Genomic DNA, 20,629 nt, shown 5'->3' with positions numbered 1-20,629 from the left:
TCGAAGTCCTCGGGGCTGATGTTGTCGAGGAACTCGCGGAACTTCTCCACCTCGTCCTCCTGCTCGTCGGGGATCTCGATCCCCACCTCGTCGAGCAGCGACTCGGCGCCGTAGATCGGGGCGCCGGTGCGCACGGCGAGGGCGACGGCGTCCGAGGGGCGGGCGCTGACGGTGCGCTCGTTGCCGAAGAGCAGCTCGGCGATGTAGATGCCGTCCCGCATCTCGGTGATGTGGACCGCCTCCAGGCTCGCGCCCAGGGTGGTCACCACCTCACGGAGGAGGTCGTGGGTCATCGGCCGGGCGGGCCGGACCCCCTGCTGCTCGTAGGCGATGGCGGCGGCCTCGACCGCGCCGATCCAGATGGGGAGGTACCGCTCCCCCTGGGTCTCCTTCAGCAGGAGGATGGGCTGGTTGCCGGGCAGCTCCACCCGGACGCCGACGACTCTGAGCTCCTGCACGTCTGGCTCCCCTCCGCTGACTCCCCCGCCCGTCGCGCCCCACTGGGCAGCGATCCGAGGGGGACGCCGGGCCACGTGTCCGCGGCCCTCGGTACGGGCGCAACGGTACGCCAGCGCTCAGGCGCCGAGGACCTCGCGCAGCCGCGCGTCCAGCAGCGCCGAGTGCAGCTGTGCCGAGAGCCGGGCCAGCTCCTGCAGCTGCTCGGCGGCGCGGTTCCTGCCCTCCTCCGAGCGGGCCCGCAGCGCAGGGGTGACGACCTGCTCGAGCAGGGCGGCCTCCCGCTCCACGGCGGTGCGGTGGACGCGCAGGTGCCGCGGTTCGATGCCGTGCCGGGCCAGGCCGGCGACGGCCCGCGCCACGGGCAGCTCGGCGCTGCGGTGCCGGCCCTCGGCGTCGGTGGTGACGAACCCGAACTCGACGCAGTCGGCCAGCTGGCCGGCGGTCAGCCCGGCGCCCCGGGCGAACTCCTCGGCCGGCAGGAGCTCGGCGGCGGGGACGTCGTCCGCACCGCCGTCGGCACCGGCCGCAGCCGCACCCCGGTCCAGGGCGTCGAGCTGGGCCTTGATCACCCGCAGCGGCAGGTACTGGTCACGCTGGGCGGCCAGGACGTACCGCAGCCGGGCCACGTCGGCCAGGGAGAACTTCCGGTAGCCCGACGGGGTCCGCTGCGGGTGGACCAGCTGCTCGGACTCCAGGTACCGGATCTTGCTGATCGTCACGTCAGGGAAGTCCCCCCGCAGCGCGGTGAGGACCTCCCCGATGGTGAAGCGCGGGGCCGTGTCGGTGTCCCGGTCCGCGCTGGCTCCGGGCTGGGGCACCGCCGTCACGACCGGCGCCCGGTGTGGTCGCGCTCCTCGGTGGGCGGGGCCACGGTGCCCGCGGCCCCGGCCGTCGCCCACCCGGTCACGAGCCGGCCGGCTCGCCCGTCCGCGGCCCGGTCAGGTACACCAGGCGGAACTTGCCGATCTGCACCTCGTCGCCCCCGGCGAGGGAGGCCACGTCGACGGGCTCGCGGTTGACGTAGGTGCCGTTGAGGCTGCCCACGTCGTGCACGGTGAAGCCGCCGCCCTCGCGGTGGAACTCCACGTGCCGGCGGCTGACGGTGACGTCGTCGAGGAAGATGTCGCTGTCGGGGTGCCGGCCGGCGGTGGTGACCTCCTGGTCGAGGAGGAACCGGCTGCCGGCGTTCGGGCCGCGCTTGACGACCAGGAGGGCCGAGCCCGGGGGCAGCGACTCGACGGCGCCGGCGTGCGCGTCGGCGGTCGACTCGGACACCTCGGCCTGCTCACCGGAGTCCTCGCCACCGACCTTGGGGATGATGCTGGTCGACTCACCGACCCGCTCGGGGCTCAGAGCCGAACCGCACTGGGCGCAGAAGCGGCTGCCCTCGGGGTTCTGGTGGCCACATCGAGTGCAGAGCACGTGGGTCTCCTCCGGTGCAGACGGCACCGCCGCGGGCGGTGGTGGTACGGCCGCGGACGGCCGGCGGACGACGGGCCGGGTGGCCCGCCGTGGGTCGGCCGCCGCAGGATCGCGGTCGGGCCGTGGGTCATGGGAACACGGGCTGGTCGACCCGGGGGTCGACCACACGTACAGGGTGAGGGTCGGTGGTCCCCGCTGCGCTCACGGGCCGGCCCTCGTGGTGATGATAGTGATCAGCAGTGCCCGTACCGGGACGGCGGGTGCGCGACTGGCCGTCGCCGGCTCGCGGGGTGGACACCCGGGGCCCCCGGCGACGGTCAGGCGGCGGTCAGGTGGCGTCGACGAGGGCCTGGTAGGCGGCGGCGTCCAGCAGTTCCGCGGTCGGGTCACCGGCCGCGCCGGTCACCTCGACCTCGACCAGCCAGCCGGCGCCGTAGGGGTCGCTGTTGACCGTCTCGGGGGCGTCGCCGAGCGCGTCGTTGACCGCGGTCACCACCCCGGCCACCGGGGAGTAGACGTCGGAGACGGACTTGGTCGACTCGACCTCGCCGATCGGGTTGCCCGGCGCCACCTCGTCACCGACCGCGGGCAGCTGCACGAAGACGATGTCGCCCAGGGCGTCCTGGGCGTGGTCGGTGATCCCGACCCGGACCACCGTCGCGGCACCCCCGGTGCCCTGGACCAGCGCCCACTCGTGCTGGTCGGTGTAACGGCGATCGTCGGGCGTGGCCATGCGGCACATCTCCAAGGTGAGGGGGCATCAGTGGTGGTGCGGCGGCCCCGGTGCAGGGTCCCGCCCGGCGCGGAGCGTCGGGTGGGGGGCACCGGGGTCCTTCATCAATCGGCCGGCTCAGCGTATTGAGGCTCGTCGAGCGGTCGCAACGCGTCCACCACGACGTCGGTGGACTGGACGACGTCCAGGCTGCCCTCGGCGGTGGAGACCCGGGTGGCGACCCCGCCGGGGATGTTCAGCGCCGTCGCCATGTCCTGCGGGGAGCCGATGACGCGCACCGTGTAGGGCGCCTCCAGCGGCTGCCCGTCGACGGCCAGCTGCCCGGCGGTGCCGGTGACGGCGCTGCTGACCCCGATCCGGACGCCGTCGATCTGCATGGTCTCCGCCCCGGCGCCGCGCAGCTCCTGGATGGCGTTGAGCACGACGTCGACGTCGACCTGGCCGAGCGGGTCGCGGATGGTGAGCTCGAGGCCCGGGCCGCGGGCGGCGACGGTGCCGTTGAGGATGCCGAGGGTCTCGGCGCGCTGCTGGGCCTCCTGCAGGGCGGCCGCGGCGACGGTGTCGGAGTCGCCGAGGGAGTCCAGGGCCACCCGCTGGTCGGCGATCTCCTGCCGCAACCGGTCCTCCTGGGCGGTGACGTCGTCGAGGATGCGGACCAGGTCCTCCTCGCGCGCCCCGGCCAGCTGCTCGGCGGTGTCGGTGCTGCGCACCTGGACGGCGAAGGCGAAGCCCAGCAGCAGGGTGAGCACCCCGATCAGCGAGGCGGCCAGCGGGTCCCGCCGGCGGCGCGGCCGGGCCGCCGCCGCTCCCCCGCCCGGCGGTGAGGCCGCGGGGGCCGGGTCCTCCCCCGGTCCGTCCTGCGGAGCCTCGACCGGCGGGCCCTCGACCGACACAGGCTCGACCGGTGCTGCCGGGACGGCGTCGGTGGTCCGCCCGGGTGCGGACGGCAGGTCTCCCCCGGGCTCGCCGGCCGGCTGCGGGCCCGGCGACAGCGGCCCGCTCATGCCCGGAACAGGTGCCGGCGGATGGCCGCGGCGTTGCCGAAGATCCGGATGCCCAGCACCACGACGACGGCGGTCGACAGCTGGGCGCCGACGCCGAGCTGGTCGCCGAGGAAGACGATCAGCGCGGCCACCACCACGTTGGACACGAAGGACACGACGAAGACCTTGGCGTCGAAGATGCGGTCGAACCGGGCCCGGACGCCACCGAAGACGGCGTCCAGGGCGGCGACGACCGCGATCGGCAGGTAGGGCTGCAGCCACAGCGGCACGCTGGGGTCCAGCAGCAGGCCCAGGACCACGCCGACCGCGAGTCCGAGGATCGGGATCACAGGTCAGCCTCCGTCGGTGGTCGGGTCGGTGCTCGCGGCCTCGTCGGGCTCCAGCGGGCGGGCGTGCCGCAGCTCGGCGCTGGACCCGGCGGGCAGGTCCAGGTCACCCACCCGGGCGAAGTCGAACACGACACCGTAGTCGAGGGTCAGCCGGGCCAGGGTGTCCGCCTCGGGGCTGGCGAGGAAGGCCCGCGGCAGCGCCTCGGAGTCCCCGATCGCCTCGATGTCGTAGGGCGGGGCGACCGGCCGGAAGTTGACCAGGACCGCACCCCCCGCCTGGCGGATGGCGGTGGTGGCGCCGATGCGCTGGCCGTTGATGCTGATCGCCTCCGCGCCGGCGGCCCACAGCCCGTTGACCGCCAGCTGCACGTCGGCGTCCTGGACCAGGCCGGCCTCGTTCTGCGGGGTGGCTCCGCCGACCGGGTCGCTGTCGGCCGGCGGCGGGGCGTCGTCGAGGGTGACCCGCAGGCCCGGGCCGGAGACGGCCACGACCGCGGCGGCCTGCTCCACGGCGGACAGCCGGGCCAGCACGCGCTGCCCGGTGCCGGTGGTGGCGAGCGCCTGGTCGCGGGTGCGGCCGACCTGGGCGGTGAGGTCCTCGAGCTGGACGACCAGGTCGTCGGTCACCTCCGACTCCTCGCGGATGTCGTCGCGGAGGGCCTCCCGGGTCTGCTCCCGGCCCTGCGCACCGACCGCGGCCTGCTGATAGGTGACCGAGGCGAGCAGGCCGGCCAGCAGGAGGGTGAGGGCGACCAGCAGCTGCCCACGGTGGCGCAGCAGCCACGACGGCCGGCCGGCCCCGGCGACGGGCGCGGTGGCCCGCTCGGCGCGGGCGGCGGCCGCCTGTGCGTAGGCAGGGTCGAGGGTCTCGGCCAGCACCTGGTCCAGCAGCGAGGCCCCCAGCGAACGCTGCCGGCCCGGGGCCGGAGCGCTCACGCGGGGGTCCGGCGACCGGCGGCGAGCAGCCCGGCCGCCTGGACGACGTAGAACATCCCGGCCAGCACGTAGAGGGCCGCGCCCCACACGGTGAGGGCGTAGGCGATCGGCCGGGCCACCGCGGCGGCGGTGCCGGCGCCGTCGGCCAGCAGCAGCAGCGGGAAGGCGTAGAGCAGCAGGAAGGTGGCGGCCTTGCCCAGGTAGTGCACCTGCAGCGGCGGCCAGCCGTCGCGGCGCAGCACGAGCAGGGTGAGGCCGAGCACGAGCTCGCGGCCCAGCAGCACCACCACCACCCACAGCGGGACGACGTCGCGGAGGACGAAGGCGACCAGCGTGGCCACGATGTAGAGCCGGTCGGCCGCCGGGTCCAGCAGCGCACCGAGCCGGCTGGACTGGCCCAGCGCGCGGGCGAGCGCGCCGTCGGCCCAGTCCGTGACCCCCGACAGCGCCAGGACCAGGACCGCCCACCCGTCGGCCTGCGGGCCGAGCAGCAGCCACAGGAACAGCGGCACGCCCAGCAGCCGGACGACCGAGATCAGGTTGGGCAGGGTGAGGACGCGGTCGCTGAGGTCGTCCCGGTTCACCACCGCCGGGGTCACCACCGGGGGCGCCGCCGGGTCCACGGCGCGCTCCGGGAGGTCGGCAGGCCGACCGTCCGCCCTCGTCATCGGATCCTCACCCTCGCCGTCGCCACCGCCGGTCAGGTTAGTGCCCGTGCGTCCCCCGGCGGGCCACCCCGGCCCGGCGGGGCGCGGCAGGCCGGGTGGACCGCCGCCGGGGCGGTCCCGCGGTCCGGTCCCGCAGGTCCGGTCCCGCCGGTCCGGTCCCGGTTGCCGGGAGGGGGGTCCGGGCCTAGCGTCGGAGTTGGTTGAACGGTTGACCAACCGTCCGGCGACCCCCTGCCCCACCTCCTCGAGGAGACGCACGTGCCCACCAAGATCGCAGTCATCTACTACTCGTCCACCGGCAACGTGCACCAGCTCGCCGCCGCCGTCGCCGAGGGCGCCGCCTCCGCCGGCGCCGAGGTCCGGCTGCGCCGGGTGGCGGAGACCGCCCCCGCGGGGGCCATCGCGTCCAACCCGCTGTGGCAGGCACACGTCGACGCCACCGCCGGTGAGGTCGAGGAGGCCACCCCGGCCGACATGGAGTGGGCCGACGGCTACGCCCTGGGCTCCCCCACCCGGTTCGGCACGCCCGCTGCCCAGATGAAGCAGTTCATCGACACCCTGGGCGGGCTGTGGTTCACCGGGAAGCTGGCGAACAAGGGGGCCACGGCCTTCACCAGCGCGCAGAACACCCACGGTGGCAACGAGTCCACGATCCTGACCTTCTTCAACATCTTCAGCCACTTCGGCGCCGTCATCGTGCCGCCCGGCTACACCGACCCGCTGCTGTTCGCCGCGGGCGGCAACCCCTACGGCTCCTCGACCGCCTCCGGTGGCCAGTCGGCCACCGCCTCCGAGGCCGAGCTGGAGGCCGCCCGCTACCAGGGCCGCCGGCTGGCCGAGATGACCGCCAAGATCGTCGCCTGACCCCGCCGCGGTGGTCCCCGGCACCGGGGACCACCGCCGCACCTCCGCCGCACCACCGCCGCCGCCGCCGCCGGAGCCTCGGGGTCGTCCGCCGGTGCCGCAGCCGCACCGGCGGGGCACGTCCCCGGTCACACTGCACGGGCGCCGGTCGTCAGCACGGGAGCAGGGGCCGACGAGGGAGGACGACCGTGGAGGCGACCGAGGAGTTCGAGGCGGAGCGGCCGCGACTGCTGCGGATCGCCGCGCGGGTGCTGGCCGACCGGTCCGAGGCCGAGGACGTCGTGCAGCAGGCCTGGCTGCGGTTGCACACCACCGGCACCGAGGTCACGGACCTGCCGGCCTGGCTGACCACGGTGACCACCCGGCTGTGCCTGGACCGGCTCCGCGCCCGCACCCCGGTGCCGCACGAGGACCTCACCGGGGCGACCGCACCCGACCCCGCCGACGAGGTCGCGCTCGCCGACACCGTGGGCGTCGCGCTGCAGGTGGTGCTCCAGCGGCTGTCCCCCCGCGAGCGGGTGGCGTTCGTGCTGCACGACAGCTTCGCCGTCGACTTCCCCACCATCGCCGCCGTCCTGGACACCACGCCGGCCGCGGCGCGCAAGCTCGCGTCCCGGGCCCGCGCCCGGATCGGGCGGCCGGACCCCGAGGGAGACGACACCGGCGCCGACGAGACCGGGGAGCACGGGTCCGCGGGGCACGCCGCCGACCGGGCGGTGGTGGACGCCTTCATGGCGGCCGCGCGCGGCGGCGACCTCGGCCGGCTGCTGGCCCTGCTTGCCCCGGACGCCGAGGTCGGCGCCGACGACGCCGCGGTGCTGCTGGGCACCCCGGCGCGGATCAGCGGCCGCGAGGCGGTGGCCGCCTTCTTCGACGGCAGCGCCTCCGCCGCCCTGCCCGTGCTCGCCGGCGACCGGCCGGCGGCGGCCTGGTTCCAGCGTGGCCGGGCGATGGTGCTGTTCGACTTCACCCTCACCGGCGGGCTGGTCCAGCGCATCACGTTCCGCGCCGACCCGGACGTCCTGTCCGGCGTGGTGCGCCGGCGCGGCCGAGCCACCCGCGCGTCACACCTGCCGGTCGCGGCACGTCAGAGGGGTGGACGACGGCCACGAGGTCGTCGGGCGAGCACCGGAGAGGAACCGACCGTGAAGACCATGACGTGCCGTGAGCTCGGGGGTCCCTGCGACCAGGCGCACCACGGCGAGACCGCCGACGAGGTCATCAAGGCCCAGGACCGGCACCTGGAGGAGGCCGAGCGCGCCGGGGACGCGACCCACCAGGCCGCCCGGGAGGCGATGAAGGGGCGCTGGCGTCGTCCGCGGCAGTCGCTGGCCTGGTACCGCGACGTGCAGCGCGACTTCGCCGCACTCCCCGCGGGGCAGCGGTACTGAGCGGCGCTCCGCCGACCGCCGCTGGTCTCGGCGGCGGCCGGCGGAGCGACCGACGGCGGACGCCGGCCGTCGTCCCGGGTCCCCGGTGCGACGGCCGGCGACCGGGTCACCAGGTGGTGGGCTTCACCGGCGCGTAGATCCAGGCCTGGAAGAACGCGTCCAGCTGCTGCCCGCTGATCCGCTCCGACAGCGCCACGAAGTCGGCGGTGGTGACGTTGCCGTCGGCGTTCTCCGTCGCCCACGCACGCAGCACGGCGAAGAAGGCCGGGTCGCCGATCGCGACCCGCAACGCCTGCAGGGCGGCCGCGCCGCGGTCGTAGGTGGCGGCGGCGAAGAGCGTCTCCGGGCTCGGGTCACCGGGCGGGGTGGTCCAGAACTCGTCGTCCGCGGGCGTGGCGTAGACGGCGTCGAACTGCTCCTGCACGGTGTCGCCGCCCCTCGACTCCGACCACAGCCACTCCGAGTAGGTGGCGAAGCCCTCGTTGAGCCAGATGTCGGTCCACTGCTCCGGGGTGACGCTGTTGCCGACCCACTGGTGGGCCAGCTCGTGCGCGACGGTGCCCTCCGTGGCGGACCGCGAGTACACCGGCCGGGTCTGGGTCTCCAGGGCGTAGCCGACCGAGTCGTCGTCGACGATCGCGCCGAAGGAGGTGAACGGGTACGGGCCGTAGACCCCCTCGAAGAACGCGATCATCTGCGGCTGCAGGGCCAGGCTGGCCTCGGACGTCGCCCGGCGCGAAGCGGTCAGGTCGCGCTCGAGGAAGTTGTAGATCGGCATGCCGCGCGGGCCGACCTGGGTGGTCATCGTGTAGTCGCCGATCGACGCCGTGGACAGGTAGCTGGCCATCGGGTCGGTGGCCCGCCACACGAACGTCGTCCGGCCGCCGGACGTCGTGGGGGTGCCCACCAGCTCGCCGTTGGCGATCGCCGTCTTGCCCTCCGGCACGGTGATGCGGAAGTCGTAAGTGGCCTTGTCGGTCGGGACGTCGTTCACCGGGTACCAGGTGGACGCGCCCTCGGGCTCGTTGGCGACCAGGGCGCCGTCGGCGAAGCTGACGAAGCCGTAGTTGGCGCCCTCGATGTCCTCCGGCTTCCCCGGGACGCCGCCGTAGACGACGGTGACCGTGTGCGTGCTGCCGGCCTTGAGCTTCGGGCGCGTGGTGACGACCAGTTCGCCGCCGCGGCCGTCCTCCGGCGGCGGCAACTGCTGGAAGCCCGCCTTCTTCCCGTCGACCAGCACGGAGGTGGCGGTGAGCCCGCGCAGGTCGAGGCTGAAGCTGTCCAGGTCCGCGGTCGCGGTGAGGCTGATGACCGCGGTCCCGTCCAGCCGGCCGGTCGCCGGGTCGTAGGACAGGCCGAGGTCGTAGTGCGACACGTCGTACCCGCCGTTGCCGGCGGCCGGGAAGTAGGGGTCCCCGCCACTGGTGCTGCCGGGGTCGTACCGGTCGGCGAGGGCCGGTGTGGCAGCCAGGAGGGGGACGGTCAGGGCCATCGCGACGGCGGTGGCGACGAGGGGGCGTCTCATGGGCCGCACGCTAGGTGCGGTCTGTGACCTCCGCATTACGTCCAGCGACCCGAGCGACCGGCCACGTTGCTGACGTGGCCGGTCGCGCCCGGGTCAGTCGTCCTCGGTGGTCCCGTCGGCGTCGCGGTCGGGGCCGCCACGTCCAGGGCCGGGGCCCCAGCTGTCGCTCTGGACCCGCTCGGTCACCCGGGCCTCCAGGTCGGCGAGCCGCTCGTCGGCCTGGGCCTGGGTCAGGTCGCCGTCCTGCACGTGCTCGGCGACGTCGGCCTGCACGGCGGCGACCAGTGCGTCGACGACCGTGTCGACGGCGACGCCCTGCTGCCCGGCGACGTCGGCCAGGCTGGTGCCCTCGGTGTCCAGGGCGGTGCGCAGCTCGTCCTCGCTCATCCCGAGCGCGGTGGCTGCCGCGGTGAGGTCGAGCCGCCCGCCGCCGTGGCCGCCGGGCCCGCCGTGGCCGCCGATGCCCGCCCCGTCCAGCGTGGTGGCGACCTCGTCGGCCTGCTCCTGGGTCAGCGACCCGTCGGAGACCAGGCCGGACAGCGCCTCGGTGATCCGTCCGACGGCGGACTGGCCGCTGGTGCCGGTGTCGGCCAGCGCCGGGACGGCGACGGCCAGACCACCCAGGGCCAGCACGCCTGCGGTCGTGGCGACGATCAGCTTCCTGCGCATGTGCACTCCTCGTCCGGGGCCGCCGGTCGCGGCCCGTGGGACGACCGTGCGGCGCGGACCTGTGTGCGGGCTGTCCGCAGCCCAGCGCGTCGCTGTCGGCCGCGCGGTCACCGACGCTGCTGTCCCCCGGAGCCGTCCGGGGGCGGCCCCCCGCCTGAGGTGCAGCCACCTGGCGGGATGGATGACCTGTGGCGCGGCGGGGTCCCTGCACGAGCTCCCCGCCCGCGACGACCGGGTGGTGCGTGAGGTCACGGTCACCAGGACGTCGCCGCGGGCAGAAGAGGAGGACGGGCTCGCGACAGCTGCTGTCGGCCCGGCGACCAGCGCCGTTCGATGACGAGGACGCCGGATCGGGCAGCACGGCCGCGCAGCGACACGAGACCACGAGGAGCAGGACATGAGCAGCTCCATCCCACGCAGGGCCCTGGTCGTCGGTGCCACCGGCATCGTCGGGCAGAACCTCGGCGCCCGGCTGGTCGCCGCCGGCTGGGAGGTCCACGGGCTCTCCCGCAGCGGTCGCGCCCCCGGGCCCGGCATCCGCCCCATGCAGGCCGACCTGGCCGACCCCGCCGGGCTGGCCGCCGCCCTCGACGGGCTGGCGCCGGAGCTGGTCGCGATCACCGCGTGGACCCGACAGGCCACCGAGGCCGAGAACATCGCCGTCAACGGTGCCGCCGTCCGCGACCTGCTCGCCGCCCTGGAGCCGGCCGGCTCGGTCCGGCACGTGGCGCTGATGACCGGGCTCAAGCACTACCTCGGCCCCTTCGAGGCCTATGCCCAGGGCCAGATGGGCGACACCCCGTTCCACGAGGACGAGCCGCGGCTGGACGCGCCGAACTTCTACTACGCGCAGGAGGACGAGCTCTTCGCCGCCGCCGCCCGCGCGGGCTTCACCTGGAGCGTGCACCGCTCGCACACCGTCTTTGGCTTCGCCGTCGGCAACGCGATGAACATGGTGCTCACGCTGTCGGCCTACGCGGCCATCTGCAGGAAGACCGGGCGCCCGTTCGTCTTCCCGGGGTCGGAGACCCAGTGGAACAGCGTCACCGACGTCACCGACGCCGACCTGCTCGCCGACCAGATCATCTGGGCCGCGACGTCGGAGGCCGGGCAGGACCAGGCCTTCAACACCGCCAACGGCGACGTCTTCCGCTGGCGCTGGCTCTGGCCGCAGATCGCCGAGCACTTCGGGCTGGAGTGGGAGGGCTTCTCCGAGCGCATCCGGCCGCTCACCGAGTCCATGGCCGGCACCGAGCCCGTCTGGGCCGAGATCGCCGCCGAGCACGGCCTGGTCGAGCCCGACCTGGGCCGGATCGCTTCCTGGTGGCACACCGACAGCGACCTGGGCCGGGAGATCGAGGTGCTCACCGACATGAACAAGAGCCGCAAGGCCGGGTTCACCGAGAGCCGGGACAGCCGGGACAGCTTCTTCGGCTACGTCGAGCGCTACCGCGCCGCCCGCATCGTCCCCTGACCGGGCCGTCGCAGGAGGAGCGCCGGCTGACGGCGCTCCTCCCGCGGTCCGCACTCCCGGCCAGCTCGGTGCCCACCCCGGACGGGACGGCGCCGACGGCCACGTCCAGCACGGGATCCACCGGCCGGGGCGTCATCCTGGGTCGGTGACCTCCCGCCCCACGGCCGCGTCCCTCCCCACCGTCGGGTCCGCCACCCTCGGGTTGTCGACCGGCGAGGCGGCCGCCCGGCGCCGCCGGGGCGAGGGCAACGACGCGGTCACCGCGTCGTCGCGCACCTACGGGCGGATCGTGCGCACCAACGTCCTGAACCTCTACAACTCCATCCTGTTCTCCCTGGGCATCGCCCTGCTGGCGCTCGGGCGGCCCGGGGACGCGCTGATCAGCGTGGGCATCGGGGTGCTCAACGCGGCGATCAGCGCGGTCCAGGAGATCCGTGCCAAGCGGCAGTTGGACCGGCTGCAGCTGCTGGCGCGCAGCACCGTGGTCGTCGTCCGGGACGGGGCCGACACCGAGGTCGGTCCCGAGGAGGTGGTGCGCGGCGACGTCGTCCGAGTCCGGCCCGGTGACCAGCTCGTCGTCGACGGCCCGGTGCTGACCGGCCATGCCGAGGTGGACGAGTCGCTGCTGACCGGTGAGTCCGACGCCCAGCTGCGCTCCCCAGGTGAGGACCTGCTGTCCGGCAGCGTGGTGGTCGGTGGCGCGGCGCTGCAGCTGGCCCGCGACGTGGGCGCCGACAGCCACGCCCAGCGGCTCACCGCCGAGGCCCGCCGGGCCACCACCGACACCACGCCACTGCAGCGGCGGATCGCCTTCGTCGTCCGGCTGACGATGCTGCTGGTGGTGCTGATGAGCGGGGCGATCCTGGCCCAGGCGGCACTGGAGGGGCTGTCACTGGTGCGGGTCGTGCAGACCACCGCCGTGCTGTCGGGGCTGGTGCCCTACGGGCTGTTCTTCCTCATCGCGCTGGCCTACACCGCCGGCGCGGTCACCACCTCCCGGCAGGGCGCGCTCGTGCAGCGGGTCAACGCGGTGGAGTCGGTGAGCAACGTCGACGTCGTCTGCACCGACAAGACCGGCACGCTGACCACCGGGCGGCTCACCCTCGCCGAGCTGGTGCCCCTGGGTGGGCACCGGACCGCGGAGGTCACCGCGGCGCTGGCCGCGATGGCGCACAGCACCGGCGCACCCAACCTGACCAGCGCCGCGCTGGCCGGCGCACTGCCGGGCGACCCGGTCGCGGTGGCCGAGGAGGTGCCGTTCAGCTCCGCGCTGCGGTGGAGCGCGGTGCGCACGGCCGGGGCGACGTGGGTGCTGGGCGCACCGGAGGCGCTGACCCCGGCGCTGCGGACCGCGCTCCCCGCCGGGGAGGTCACCGCCCGGACGGCGCAGGGCCTGCGGGTGCTGGTGTTCGCCCGGGCCGCCGACCCCGGCGCCCCGCTTCGGGACGCCACCGGCCGGCCGGTGCTGCCCGGCCTGGAGGCCCTGGCCCTGGTGGCGCTGGCCGACGAGCTGCGCCCCGACGTGCCCGCCACCCTGGCCCGCTTCGCCGAGGAGGGCATCGCGGTCAAGGTGCTCTCCGGCGACGACCCGGGCACCGTCGCCGCGCTGGCCGCCCGCGCCGGGCTGCGGGACGCCACCGGCGTGCACGCCGGCGACTTCCCCGGGCTGACCGACGCCGAGCTGGACGCCGTCGTCGCGGCCGGCTCGGTGTTCGGCCGGGTGGCGCCGGAGCAGAAGGAACGGGTGGTGGCCGCACTGCGGCGCCAGGGGCACTACGTGGCGATGGTCGGCGACGGCGTCAACGACGCCCGCGCGCTCAAGGCCGCCCAGGTCGGGGTGGCCATGGCCAGCGGGAGCGCGGTGACCCGCGACGTTGCCGACATCGTGCTGACCGGGGACTCCCTGGCCGCCCTCGTGCCCGCCCGCCGGCTGGGGCGACGCCTCATCGCCGGCATCACCACCTCCGCCCAGCTCTTCCTGGCCCGGGTCGCCACCCAGGCCCTGGTCATCGTGGCGGTCACGATGCTCGGACTGGGCTTCCCCTACTCCCCCGCCCAGGGCGGCCTGACCCTGTTCACCGTCGGGCTGCCCACGATCGTGCTCACCGCCTGGGCGCGGCCCACGGCCCCCGACCCGCACCTGCTGGCCACGCTCGGCCGGTTCGTCGTCCCGGCCGCACTGCTGACCGCCGGGGGCGGGGTCGCCGTCTACGCCTTCCTGTACACCGGGTTGTCCGCCGTCTTCACCACCGGGCGCGCGCCGGACTTCGTGGTGACGGAGTTCGAGAGCTACACCGGGCTGACCTACGGCACCGACGCCGACTTCGCCGAGGCGGCCTCCGCGATCGGCGCCCAGACCGGCCTCAACACCTTCGTGTCGCTGGCCTCGGTCCTGCTGGTCCTCTTCCTCGTCCCGCCCGCCCGGGTGTTCGCCGTCTTCACCCGGACCGTCGACCGGCGCACCGGGCTGCTGGTCGCCGGGCTGCTCGTCGTGCTGCTCGGCGCCCTGCTCACCCCGGCCGTCTCCACCTACCTCGGGCTCACCGGCGCAGCCCCGCCGGTGTACACGATCGTGCTGCCGGTGCTCGTCCTGTGGTTCCTCGCGCTGGGGGCGGCCTACCGGTTCCGGGTGCTGGACCGGCTGCTCGGGCTGCGGGAGCTGCCGGCCCGCTGACCCCGGACACGGCCACCTCGCCCAGCCGACCGGTCCATCGACGTCTCACCCCGTCGAAGAGGCGGCACAGCAGCACGTTGCCGGGTGCCGGGAGGACCACTGGCATCCCTGAACGGATCGACCGCTGCCCGACGAGAACTGTCGACCGCCGCTCACAGGTCCGACACAGCATCGACATGGACGTGGCACACCCTCGTCCGCGAAGCTGCTCTCATGACCTCCTCCAGCACGGCCTCGTCGTCCCGGCAGGACCTGCGCCGTGCCGATGGCAGTCCGCTGCGGGTGCTCGTGGTCGATGACGAGCCGATGCTGTCGGACCTGCTGTCGATGGCCCTGCGGTACGAGGGCTGGGAGGTGCGTACCGCTGGTGACGGCGCCACCGCGGTGACGACCGCTCGCGAGTTCCGTCCCGACGCCGTCGTCCTGGACGTCATGCTCCCGGACCTGGACGGCCTGGAGGTGTTGCGCCGGCTGCGCGCTGACGCGCCCCTGGTGCCGGTCGTGTTCCTCACTGCCCGCGATGCCGTCGAGGACCGCATCGCCGGCCTCACCGCCGGCGGGGACGACTACGTCACCAAGCCGTTCAGCCTGGAGGAGGTCGCGGCACGCCTGCGCGGGTTGCTGCGGCGGACGAACCGCGCGGTCAGCGCAGACAGCCTGCTCGTCGTCGGCGACCTGACCCTGGACGAGGAGAGTCACGAGGTGACCCGCGCCGGTGAGGAGGTGCGGCTGACCGCGACCGAGTTCGAGCTGCTCCGGTACATGATGCGCAACCCCCGGCGGGTGCTGTCCAAGGCGCAGATCCTGGACCGGGTGTGGCAGTACGACTTCGGCGGCCAGGGCAACATCGTGGAGCTCTACATCTCCTACCTGCGCCGCAAGATCGACGCCGGCCGCACGCCGATGATCCACACGCTCCGCGGCGCGGGATACGTGATCAAGCCCGCTCCCTGATGCCTCTCCTGCGCCCGATCCGACGGGTGTCCTTGCGCACGAAGCTGGTGCTCGCCTTCCTCGTCCCGCTCGCGCTGATCCTGGTCCTCGTGGGGTTCGTGGCGACGGCGTCACAGCGCCAGCAACTGATCAGCCAGGTGGACGCCCAGCTCTCCGCGACCGCCGACCGCGCCTCGCGAGCCGACCAGCCACCACCTGATGGCAGGACGCCTCCGGACGGGGAGACACCGACAGACCTCGGCCCATCGCCGGTCGATGACGACCGGCCGGACTTCCTGTACGCACCGGGGCAGGGCGAGGGCACGCTCGGCGTCCGCATCGAAGCCGGCGGGGACACCGTTGCCGGCGTGATCGGCGACCAGGGACAACTGCGTGAGCTCACCGACGCCCAGGTGGAGCTGGTCACCTCCGTTCCCCGCGATGGCCAGCCGCGCACCGTCGACCTGGGCGACGATCTCGGCGACTACCGCGTGACGGCCGCCACGAGCCCGGACGGGGACGTCCTCGTCAGCGGGCGCCCACTGGCCGAGGCCGACACCGCCCTGGCCAGGCTGATCACCGTCGAGGTGAGTGCCGGGCTGGCAGGTCTGGCCGTGGCCGGGGTGATCGGCTGGCTGACCATCGGCCGCACCCTGCGCCCGTTGCAGCGGGTGGCCACCACCGCCACCCGGGTCGCCGAGCTGCCGCTGGCCAGTGGCGAGGTGGAGCTCGCCGAGCGCGTCCCCCCGGCCGACACCGACGTCCACACCGAGGTCGGCCAGGTCGGGTCGGCACTGAACCGGATGCTGGACCACGTGGAGAGCTCACTGGCCGCCCGCCAGGCCTCCGAGACACAGGTGCGCCAGTTCGTCGCCGACGCCAGCCACGAGCTGCGGACCCCACTGGCCTCGATCCGCGGCTACGCCGAACTGGTGCGGCGCAACCACACCGACGTGCCGCCCGAGGTCGGGCACGCGTTGGGCCGGGTCGAGTCCGAGGCCCTCCGCATGTCCGGTCTGGTCGATGACCTGTTGCTGCTGGCCCGCCTGGACGCCGGCCGAGACGTCCCCTCCGGCGAGGTCGACCTGACGGCGCTGCTCATCGACACCGTCAGCGACGCCCATGCCGCCGGACCGCAGCACCACTGGCGCTTCGACCTGCCCGACAGCGCCGTCGTCGTACCCGGTGACGAGCCGCGGTTGCACCAGGTCATCGCCAACCTGCTGGCCAACATCCGCACGCACACCCCGCCGGGCACCACCGCGACCGCGCGCCTGTCCGTCCTGGACGGTGACGCGGTGATCCAGGTGGTGGACGACGGTCCCGGCATCCCACCGGGACTGTTGGAGCACGTCTTCGAGCGCTTCGCCCGCGGCGACTCCTCACGATCCCGCGCTGCGGGGTCCACCGGGCTGGGCCTGGCCATCGTGCACGCCGTCGTCGCTGCGCACGGCGGCACCGTCACAGCGACCAGCCGACCCGGGGAGACTGTGTTGACCGTTCGACTGCCCCACGCCGTCCTCGGCGCGCCAGACCCCGAGACCCACGACGACGGTGCGGACCTCGACACCGCGGCCTCCTGAGCGCACGCGCGGCCACCTCTCCGCCGGCGACGACCCACCCGCCGACCGGGACCGTGCGACCACCGAGCTGTCAGCAGCACCGTGGCGAACACCGGCGAGAAGCCCCACCGGGCCACGCTGGGAGATCACGGACGCGCGCCGATCGTCCTCTCGACCGGGACACACAGCTGCCACCTGGGTCGGCCAGAGCCGCACGCCAGCCACGGACCCGACCGTTGCCCCATGCCACCGCTTTCCCTGCGCGCCGCCGAGCCGGCCGGCGGCACCGACCCGTTCCGTCCGGTCGTGGACGTCGTCGTCCCCGTGCACGACGAGGAGGCCGACCTCGAACCGTGCCTGCGCCGGCTGCACCGGCACCTCACCGAGCACCTGCCCTACCCGTTCCGGATCACCGTCGCCGAGAACGCCAGCACCGACGGCACCGTGGACGTCGCCCGCCGGATCGCCGCCGAGCTGCCCGGCATCGAGGTGCTGGTGCTCCCCGAACCCGGCCGCGGGCGGGCCCTGCGCGCTGCGTGGCTCGGCTCGGACGCACCCGTCCTGGTCTACATGGACGTCGACCTGTCCACCGACCTGGCCGCGCTGCTGCCGCTGGTCGCACCACTGATCAGCGGCCACTCCGACCTGGCGATCGGCACCCGGCTGGCGCCGTCCTCCCGGGTGGTGCGCGGCGCCAAGCGCGAGGTCGTCTCCCGCGGCTACAACCTGCTGCTGCGCGGCACCCTGGCCACCCGACTCTCCGACGCGCAGTGCGGCTTCAAGGCCATCCGCGCCGACGTCGCCGCCCGGCTGCTGCCGCTGGTGGAGGACACCGGATGGTTCTTCGACACCGAGCTTCTGGTGCTCGCCGAGCGCAGCGGCCTGCGCATCCACGAGGTGCCGGTGGACTGGGTCGACGACCCCGACAGCCGCGTCGACATCGTCAAGACGGCGAAGGCGGACGTCGCCGGCATCGTCCGGATGGTGCGCGCGCTGAGCACCGGCCGGCTGCCCCTGGCGGAGCTACGGGCCTCGGTGGGCCGCGGACCGCTGGCCGACCCCGTGCCCGGTGTGCCGGCCGGGCTGTTCGGTCAGGCGGTGCGGTTCGCCGGCATCGGCGTGCTGTCGACGCTGGCCTACCTCGTGCTGTTCCTGGCGCTGCGGCACGTGGTGGCCGCCCAGCCGGCCAACCTGGTCGCCCTGGCGATGACCGCGGTGGCCAACACCGCGGCGAACCGGCGGGTCACCTTCGGCATCCGCGGCGGCCCCGGCGCCGGCCGCGCGCAGCTGCAGGGGCTGGTCGTGTTCGTCCTCGGCCTGGCGCTGACCAGCGGCACCCTCGCCGTCCTGCACGCCCTCACCGACTCCCCCGCCCGCAGCACCGAGCTGTTGCTGCTGGTCGCGGCCAACGCGCTGGCGACCCTGCTGCGCTTCCTGCTCCTCCGCGGCTGGGTGTTCCGCACCCCCGCACCGACGCCCGCCCCCGAGCCCGCCGTCCCGGCGATGGAGACCCTCTGATGAGCACCGCCCTCGACACCCCCGCGTTCGCTCCCGCACCCCTGCCGGAGCCGGGCACCGCGCCGCCCGCCCACAGCTCCCGCGCCCGCCGGCTGGTGCGCGGCCGGGACGAGGACCCGTCGTGGGTGCGGCCGGCGCTGCTCGGCCTGCTCGCCGCGACCGGGCTGCTGTACCTCTGGGACCTCGCCGCCTCGGGCTGGGCCAACGCCTTCTACGCCGCGGCCGTGCAGGCCGGGTCGCAGAGCTGGGAGGCGTTCTTCTACGGCTCCTCCGACGCGGCGAACTCGATCACCGTCGACAAGCCGCCGGCCTCGCTGTGGGTCATGGAGATCTCGGTGCGGCTGTTCGGGCTGAACTCCTGGGCGCTGCTGGTGCCGCAGGCGCTGATGGGCGTGGCCACCGTCGGCATCGTGTACCTGGCCGTGCGCCGGGTGGTCGGCCCCGGCGCCGGCCTGCTCGCCGGGACGGCGATGGCGCTGACCCCCGTGGCGGTGCTGATGTTCCGCTTCGACAACCCCGACGCGCTGCTCGTGCTGCTGATGACGCTGGCCGCCTACGCCACCACCCGCGCGCTGGAGACGGCGAGCCTGCGCTGGATGGTCGGCGTCGGCGTGCTCATCGGGTTGGCGTTCCTGACCAAGACGCTGCAGGCGATGCTCGTCGTCCCCGGGTTCGCGCTGGTGTACTTCCTCGCCGCTCCGACGACGCTGGGCCGCCGCTTCGCCCACGTGCTCGCCGCCGGCGGGGCGCTGCTGGTGTCCGCCGGCTGGTGGGTGGCCATCGTCGAACTGGTGCCGGAGTCCTGGCGGCCCTACATCGGCGGCTCGCAGACCAACTCCGCCTGGGAGCTCATCTGGGGCTACAACGGCCTGGGCCGGCTGACCGGTGACGAGACCGGCAGCGTCGGCGGTGGTGGTGGGACCGGTGGCGGGAACTGGGGCGAGACCGGGCTGACCCGGCTGTTCACCGCCGAGATCGGCGGCCAGATCGCCTGGCTGCTGCCGGCCGCGATCGCCCTGCTGGTCGCCGGACTGGTCGCGCTGGGCCGGGCCCCGCGCACCGACGCCCGCCGCGCGGCACTGATCACCTGGGGCAGCTGGCTGGTCGTCACCGGGCTCACCTTCAGCCTGATGGCGGGCATCTTCCACGCCTACTACACCGTCGCCCTGGCTCCGGCGGTCGCTGCGCTGGTCGGCATCGGCGGCGGGCTGCTGTGGCAACGCCGCGGGACGGCGTGGGCGCGCATCGTGCTCGCGCTGGGCCTGGCCGGGACGGCGCTGTGGTCGTCCGTGCTGCTCGGCCGCTCGGCGGACTTCCTGCCGTGGCTGCGCTGGGCCGTGGTCGTGGCGGGCCTGCTCGCCGCGCTCGGGCTGCTGGTCGCCCACCGCGCCGGCCGGCTGGTCGCCGCCACGGTGCTGGCCGTCGGCGTCCTGGCCGCGCTCGGTGGCCCAGCCGCCTACGCGGTGCAGACCACCGGGACGGCGCACACCGGCTCGATCGTCACGGCCGGGCCGACCGTCAGCGGCGGTACGGGCATGGGCGGTGGGATGGGCGGAGGCCGCGCCGGGATGAACGGCGCCCCGCCGGCGGGCGGCTTCGGCGGTCAGGGCGCGGGCGGCGGCCAGGCACCCGGCCAGGGCGCGGGCGGCGGTCAGGCACCCGGCCAGGGCACCGGCACCGGCGGCCAGGTCCCGGGGGCCGGTGGGGCGACCGGCCGGACCGGTGGCGGTGGCGGGATGGGCGGGCTGCTCAACGCCGCCGACCCCAGTGCGGAGGTCGTCGCGGCGCTGTCCGAGAACGCGGACTCCTTCACCTGGGTCGCCGCGGCCGTCGGGGCCAACAGCGCGGCTGGGTACCAGCTGGCCACCGAGCTGCCGGTGATGCCCATCGGCGGGTTCAACGGCAGCGACCCCTCCCCCACGCTGGCGGAGTTCCAGGCCCTCGTCGCCGACGGCCAGGTGCACTGGTTCATCGGCGGCGCGGGGATGGGCAGTGACAGTGGCAGCAACGCCTCGGCCGAGATCGCGGCCTGGGTGGCGGCGACCTACACCGCCCAGACCGTCGACGGGGTCACGCTGTACGACCTCAGCCAGCCCGTCGGCTGACCTCGAGGAGGCCGAGCCCCTCGTTCTCGTGATGGTCGAGCTCCGCCCCACCTGGGGCAGAGCTCGACCATCACCGGACTCTCCCGCCGCTGTGGCCGGCCACAGACCTCCCCGGCGGTGGCGGTGTGCCGCGTGGCAGCCATCCCCCGGACGTCCACCGGACCGACGGCTCCAACGCCACGGGGGCGGACCACGACCGGGTCCGCCCCCGTCCTGACCGTCCCACTGGCCAAGGTCCCGAGGGACCGGAGGGGCCCCAGGGCGGGCACTCCGAGACGTTGGCCGACTCAGGCTCGAGAACCCGCTCGTCCGGGCGTGGGGTCGCGGTCCTCGGACGACCGGTCCCCGCGACCTACCAGACCG

At 74.7% G+C, this 20,629-nt stretch carries 18 protein-coding genes; 8 read left to right on the top strand and 10 right to left on the bottom strand.

What is annotated here, in order from left to right; genetic code table 11:
* The 8 genes from GCU67_RS14530 to clsA all read right to left on the bottom strand — a co-directional run.
* Positions 1-458 (bottom strand): bifunctional nuclease domain-containing protein (locus GCU67_RS14530; RefSeq protein ID WP_163611932.1); only part of this gene is annotated, 458 nt, incomplete at its 3' end.
* A 117-nt stretch (positions 459-575) separates the two neighbouring features.
* Positions 576-1,277, bottom strand: a complete 702-nt coding sequence (gene ftsR / locus GCU67_RS14525; protein WP_338105024.1) for a transcriptional regulator FtsR — start codon at positions 1,275-1,277, stop codon at positions 576-578.
* 85 nt (positions 1,278-1,362) lie between these two features.
* A complete protein-coding gene (gene odhI / locus GCU67_RS14520) occupies positions 1,363-1,881 on the bottom strand; it encodes an oxoglutarate dehydrogenase inhibitor Odhl (protein ID WP_163611930.1) in 519 nt (172 codons plus the stop codon).
* Between the two features lie 328 nt (positions 1,882-2,209).
* Positions 2,210-2,614: a glycine cleavage system protein GcvH gene (gcvH, locus tag GCU67_RS14515; RefSeq protein ID WP_163611929.1), complete on the bottom strand. Its 405-nt coding sequence runs from the start codon at positions 2,612-2,614 to the stop codon at positions 2,210-2,212.
* A gap of 104 nt (positions 2,615-2,718) precedes the next feature.
* Entirely contained in the window at positions 2,719-3,618 is a 900-nt protein-coding gene (locus tag GCU67_RS14510; RefSeq protein WP_163611928.1) for a DUF881 domain-containing protein, read from the bottom strand.
* Complete coding sequence (locus tag GCU67_RS14505; protein ID WP_036332584.1) at positions 3,615-3,947, bottom strand: small basic family protein; 333 nt, start codon at positions 3,945-3,947, stop codon at positions 3,615-3,617. The genes GCU67_RS14510 and GCU67_RS14505 overlap by 4 nt, the downstream gene beginning before the upstream one ends.
* A 3-nt stretch (positions 3,948-3,950) precedes the next feature.
* A complete protein-coding gene (locus tag GCU67_RS14500) occupies positions 3,951-4,883 on the bottom strand; it encodes a DUF881 domain-containing protein (protein ID WP_163611927.1) in 933 nt (310 codons plus the stop codon).
* Positions 4,880-5,551 carry a cardiolipin synthase ClsA gene (gene clsA, locus GCU67_RS14495; RefSeq protein WP_163611926.1) on the bottom strand — a complete coding sequence of 224 codons (672 nt, stop codon included), beginning with the start codon at positions 5,549-5,551 and terminating at the stop codon, positions 4,880-4,882. The genes GCU67_RS14500 and clsA overlap by 4 nt, the downstream gene beginning before the upstream one ends.
* A 258-nt stretch (positions 5,552-5,809) precedes the next feature.
* On the opposite strand from clsA, the gene wrbA reads away from it, so the two are divergent.
* Positions 5,810-6,415, top strand: a complete 606-nt coding sequence (gene wrbA, locus GCU67_RS14490) for an NAD(P)H:quinone oxidoreductase (protein ID WP_163611925.1) — start codon at positions 5,810-5,812, stop codon at positions 6,413-6,415.
* Between the two features lie 188 nt (positions 6,416-6,603).
* Positions 6,604-7,806, top strand: coding sequence for a sigma-70 family RNA polymerase sigma factor (locus tag GCU67_RS14485; protein ID WP_163611924.1), 1,203 nt, complete (start codon positions 6,604-6,606; stop codon positions 7,804-7,806).
* Between the two features lie 106 nt (positions 7,807-7,912).
* On the opposite strand, the gene GCU67_RS14480 is transcribed toward GCU67_RS14485, so the two are convergent.
* Both GCU67_RS14480 and GCU67_RS14475 read right to left on the bottom strand, forming a co-directional pair.
* Complete coding sequence (locus GCU67_RS14480) at positions 7,913-9,331, bottom strand: M1 family metallopeptidase (RefSeq protein ID WP_163611923.1); 1,419 nt, start codon at positions 9,329-9,331, stop codon at positions 7,913-7,915.
* Between the two features lie 93 nt (positions 9,332-9,424).
* Positions 9,425-10,000, bottom strand: a complete 576-nt coding sequence (locus GCU67_RS14475) for a hypothetical protein (protein ID WP_163611922.1) — start codon at positions 9,998-10,000, stop codon at positions 9,425-9,427.
* Between the two features lie 397 nt (positions 10,001-10,397).
* On the opposite strand from GCU67_RS14475, the gene GCU67_RS14470 reads away from it, so the two are divergent.
* From GCU67_RS14470 to GCU67_RS14445, 6 genes are all read left to right on the top strand, one after another.
* Positions 10,398-11,474, top strand: a complete 1,077-nt coding sequence (locus GCU67_RS14470; RefSeq protein ID WP_163611921.1) for an SDR family oxidoreductase — start codon at positions 10,398-10,400, stop codon at positions 11,472-11,474.
* Positions 11,475-11,619: 145 nt separating this feature from the next.
* Positions 11,620-14,148, top strand: a complete 2,529-nt coding sequence (locus GCU67_RS14465) for an HAD-IC family P-type ATPase (RefSeq protein ID WP_163611920.1) — start codon at positions 11,620-11,622, stop codon at positions 14,146-14,148.
* Positions 14,149-14,361: 213 nt separating this feature from the next.
* Positions 14,362-15,102 carry a response regulator transcription factor gene (locus GCU67_RS14460; protein ID WP_163611919.1) on the top strand — a complete coding sequence of 247 codons (741 nt, stop codon included), beginning with the start codon at positions 14,362-14,364 and terminating at the stop codon, positions 15,100-15,102.
* A 26-nt stretch (positions 15,103-15,128) separates the two neighbouring features.
* Positions 15,129-16,664, top strand: coding sequence for a sensor histidine kinase (locus GCU67_RS14455; protein ID WP_338105023.1), 1,536 nt, complete (start codon positions 15,129-15,131; stop codon positions 16,662-16,664).
* A 222-nt stretch (positions 16,665-16,886) separates the two neighbouring features.
* The gene (locus GCU67_RS14450) at positions 16,887-18,161 is read left to right on the top strand and encodes a bifunctional glycosyltransferase family 2/GtrA family protein (protein WP_163611917.1); all 1,275 of its coding nucleotides are present in this window, start codon (positions 16,887-16,889) and stop codon (positions 18,159-18,161) included.
* A complete protein-coding gene (locus GCU67_RS14445) occupies positions 18,161-20,266 on the top strand; it encodes a glycosyltransferase family 39 protein (protein ID WP_163611916.1) in 2,106 nt (701 codons plus the stop codon). The genes GCU67_RS14450 and GCU67_RS14445 overlap by 1 nt, the downstream gene beginning before the upstream one ends.
* Positions 20,267-20,629 lie beyond the last annotated feature (363 nt).

It is taken from the genome of Modestobacter muralis, assembly GCF_010682105.1.
Lineage (GTDB): Bacteria > Actinomycetota > Actinomycetes > Mycobacteriales > Geodermatophilaceae > Modestobacter > Modestobacter muralis.
The sequence above is the reverse complement of the archived record's forward strand: the minus strand, read 5'-3'. Positions and strand labels throughout refer to the sequence as shown.

Excerpts from the sequence above, each read along its gene's own strand:
- gcvH (WP_163611929.1), bottom strand. The coding sequence starts at position 2,614 with ATGGCCACGCCCGACGATCGCCGTTACACCGACCAGCACGAGTGGGCG.
- GCU67_RS14510 (WP_163611928.1), bottom strand. The coding sequence starts at position 3,618 with ATGAGCGGGCCGCTGTCGCCGGGCCCGCAGCCGGCCGGCGAGCCCGGG.
- clsA (WP_163611926.1), bottom strand. The coding sequence starts at position 5,551 with ATGACGAGGGCGGACGGTCGGCCTGCCGACCTCCCGGAGCGCGCCGTG.
- GCU67_RS14480 (WP_163611923.1), bottom strand. The coding sequence starts at position 9,331 with ATGAGACGCCCCCTCGTCGCCACCGCCGTCGCGATGGCCCTGACCGTC.
- GCU67_RS14475 (WP_163611922.1), bottom strand. The coding sequence starts at position 10,000 with ATGCGCAGGAAGCTGATCGTCGCCACGACCGCAGGCGTGCTGGCCCTG.
- GCU67_RS14470 (WP_163611921.1), top strand. The coding sequence starts at position 10,398 with ATGAGCAGCTCCATCCCACGCAGGGCCCTGGTCGTCGGTGCCACCGGC.
- GCU67_RS14460 (WP_163611919.1), top strand. The coding sequence starts at position 14,362 with ATGACCTCCTCCAGCACGGCCTCGTCGTCCCGGCAGGACCTGCGCCGT.
- GCU67_RS14450 (WP_163611917.1), top strand. The coding sequence starts at position 16,887 with ATGCCACCGCTTTCCCTGCGCGCCGCCGAGCCGGCCGGCGGCACCGAC.
- GCU67_RS14445 (WP_163611916.1), top strand. The coding sequence starts at position 18,161 with ATGAGCACCGCCCTCGACACCCCCGCGTTCGCTCCCGCACCCCTGCCG.